Origin of the sequence: Microcystis sp. M53598_WE2, assembly GCF_030067735.1 — a bacterium.
In the GTDB taxonomy this organism is placed as follows: domain Bacteria; phylum Cyanobacteriota; class Cyanobacteriia; order Cyanobacteriales; family Microcystaceae; genus Microcystis; species Microcystis aeruginosa.
In genome coordinates, this window is record NZ_JASJFE010000593.1 from 1 (window position 1) to 3,063 (window position 3,063).

General features: G+C 46.5%; 2 protein-coding genes and 1 pseudogene. All 3 read right to left on the bottom strand.

All coding sequences use genetic code 11. The features are described 5' to 3' along the window. Window positions 1–295 (bottom strand): annotated as a pseudogene (locus PX636_RS11990) (lysylphosphatidylglycerol synthase transmembrane domain-containing protein); the annotation flags it as partial. 213 nt (window positions 296–508) lie between these two features. Then, a complete protein-coding gene (locus PX636_RS11995; RefSeq protein WP_288117343.1) occupies window positions 509–1,606 on the bottom strand; it encodes a sulfotransferase family protein in 1,098 nt (365 codons plus the stop codon). Window positions 1,607–1,611: 5 nt separating this feature from the next. Then, entirely contained in the window at window positions 1,612–3,000 is a 1,389-nt protein-coding gene (locus PX636_RS12000; protein WP_002797993.1) for an aspartate aminotransferase family protein, read from the bottom strand. Between the last annotated feature and the right edge of the window lie 63 nt (window positions 3,001–3,063).

Consider the following 3,063-nt stretch of genomic DNA (forward strand, 5'->3'; position numbering starts at 1 on the left):
AACCTTCTCCTCCCAAAGAAGCGAAGGGAGTCACGCGATTAAAGGCGGCCCCTACCATGTAAATTAATAATAGGCGAATTGTCCATCGAGGTTGGATAGGAATACTTTTAAAAGTTAGTTGCCAAGTAAAAACATCGGTGAGAAATTCTAGGAAATAAAAAATAATTACTAATGTCATTCCCCACCAACCGACTAGGGTGATTTGTTGCCACACTTCTTGCAGATTTGTTTGACGTAAAATTATCCCTAGTAAAACAAAACCTAAACCCAGAAAGATAAATTTAAGATATTTCATAAGTAGTCGTGCCAAATTAATTTCTTGGTTAGGATAGGCAATAGGCAATAGGCAATAGGCAAGAAGTAGTTAGATAGGTGTAATTAATTTTGCTTAGGTACTTACTAAATCCTGTTTAAAAGGTCTAGGAGAGCGGGAAGTGGGGTAGTGGGGAAGTGGGGTAGTGGGGAGATGGGGAATTATAACTGATAACTGATAACTGATAACTGATAACTAAAAATAGTTCCAACGTTGAATAAATGGGAGCCAATGAGATTCGACTAACTCGATCGCTTTTGCATCTGGGGGATAATTATTTTTTTTATATCCTTGCAGACTGCTGATATATTTCTCAAAGCGAGGCATAGCTATTTTTAAGTCGGGAAGTTGCAGTTGATCGTAAATTTTCTCGATTTGTGCTAGGGGGTCTTTTTCTAAATCTTCAAAACGAATTTCTACAAAACTATCGGCGGGTAAATCGGTGCTATCTCGCAGGAGAGAATTGATCATTGGGGGATAACTTTTCAGAATCGCTTGCTCGATGACATCAATAGATAAATTATCGTAGGGTTGCAGTGCTAGTTCCGGTAGGATGCGGGTAAAAAAGTGGCGGGTTGAGGGAAAAACTAGATAGGGATTGCGGTAGATATGAATAAATTTAGCATCGGGCCAGATAGCTCGCAATTTGGCAATGTGTGCCGTATAAACGGGGTTTTTGATGAGTAATTGTTTGCCTCTTTGATGGATGGAAACTTTTTTTAATAGATGAGTATGCCAACGCTGCCAAGTGGCGATTTCCCCCTCGCTGCAGCCCTGAAAAAAAACCCCTCGCTGGAAATGATACTGAAAACGTTGGGGAAAGTATAAACCATGGTAGTAGGAAAGGGGGATCATGCTGGCCAGGGCGATCGAATCTTCTTGGGGGGAATCGGGAGTAACGGCAACGTTATCCACATGGCGATCGCTCGGTAGGGCCAATTCTAGCAGCGGTTGAAATAAACGGACGATACCGAGGATATCCCAGGGTAATCCCACCGCTAGGGGCGAAATATAGCCAAAATGCTCCGATTGACCGAGTAAATTGTGCAGATGGGTCGTGCCGCTGCGCCAATAGCCGACAATAAAAATGGGTGCTTTTACCTGCACGCCGCGCTCATAAAACCCTGTGATTAAAATTCGTTCTAGGGTAGAAAAAGGCAGTCGCGCCAGGGTAACTGCCATTGCCAGGGTTGCCGGGGCCAAATTGGGGCGATCAATGCCGCCATTGGTCAAAAACAAACGAAGGAGAGTGCTAAGGTTACTACCGCAGAGGGGATGAAACAAACTGGACATATTAACTATTTTTGGGCGGTTTTTTGGCGGATAGCTTGGCTGGCCAAGGTTTTGCCGAATTCCCAAGCGGCTCCGGGGAAGCGGTGAGCATCGGCCACCACATCTTTAACGGCGGTGACAAGCCAACGGCAATCCTCATCGGAGAGGGTGAGGGGGGGGATAAACTTGATGATATTCATGCCGTGGCCGGAAACCTGCGAGAGAATTTGATGGCGGGTAAAGAGGGGAACGACGATTAACTGGGAAAATAGCCCTTTATTGGCGGTTTCTAGCATTTTCCAGGCAGCTTTTAGTGACCAACTGCTCGGCTCGGCAAATTCCAAGGCCATCATCATACCCAATCCCCGCACTTCCTGCAAACATTCGTACTGATCTACGAGCGGCTGTAGTTCTGCGATAATTTGTTGACCGATTACAGCCGATCGCTCGACTAATTTTTCCTCTTCAATCACCTGTAAAGTGGCAATACCGGCGGCCATGGCCAGATTATTTTTACCAAAAGTGCTACCGTGCACCACAGAACGATCCATGCGATCGAATACTCGATCGAAGATCCAGCGACGACAGAGAACCGCTCCCACTGGCACAAAACCGCCCGAAAGAGCCTTGGCAACACATAAAATGTCCGGTTCTACCCCCCAATGTTCTACAGCCCAAATTTTGCCAGTCCGGCCTAAACCGGTCTGCACTTCATCGGCCACAAAAAGAGTGCCGTAACGACGACAAAGGGCAGCCGCCGCGGGGAGATAGTTCGGTTCGGGAATTCTCACCCCGTGACCTTGGATCGGTTCGGTAATAAAAGCCGCTACTTCTTTGTTAATCAGAGCTTTTTCGAGCGCAGCCAGATCGCCGAAGGGTATTTCCTTAAAATCGGCCACAAACGGCCCAAATCCCTGGCGATAATGGGGATCGCCGGTGGCGGAAAGGGAACCCATGGTTAACCCGTGGTAGCCCCCCTGACAGTAAACAATTTGGCTGCGTCCAGTGGCGTAGCGGCTGAATTTAATGGCGGCCTCGACGGTTTCCGTGCCGGAATTAGCAAAGAAAACTCGTTCTAATCCGGGAGGTGCGATCGCTACTAACCGTTCCGCCAGCAATCCCGCTAGGATGGAAGCATCCAATTGGACTAAATTGGGCAATGCTGCCGTCAATACCTCTTGTAAAGCTTGCACGATCTTGGGGTGATTGCGTCCGAGGGCAAAAACACCAAAACCACTCAGTAAGTCCAGATACTTTTCCCCCTGATTGTCGAATAGGTATGCACCTTGGGCTTTAACGTAGTGGCGATCGTAGCCGATCGTTTTTAGTACCCTGACCATCTGGGGGTTTAGGTATTGTTCGTGGAGGGCAAAGTTTTCTTCTAGTCTTTTTTCTATCAGTTCTAAAATGCTCATAAATTCCAGATTTGATTACTGAAAAACTAATTTTTAAACACCTAAAACCCGATTATGTTGATA

Excerpts from the sequence above, each read along its gene's own strand:
- PX636_RS11995 (WP_288117343.1), bottom strand. The coding sequence starts at position 1,606 with ATGTCCAGTTTGTTTCATCCCCTCTGCGGTAGTAACCTTAGCACTCTC.
- PX636_RS12000 (WP_002797993.1), bottom strand. The coding sequence starts at position 3,000 with ATGAGCATTTTAGAACTGATAGAAAAAAGACTAGAAGAAAACTTTGCC.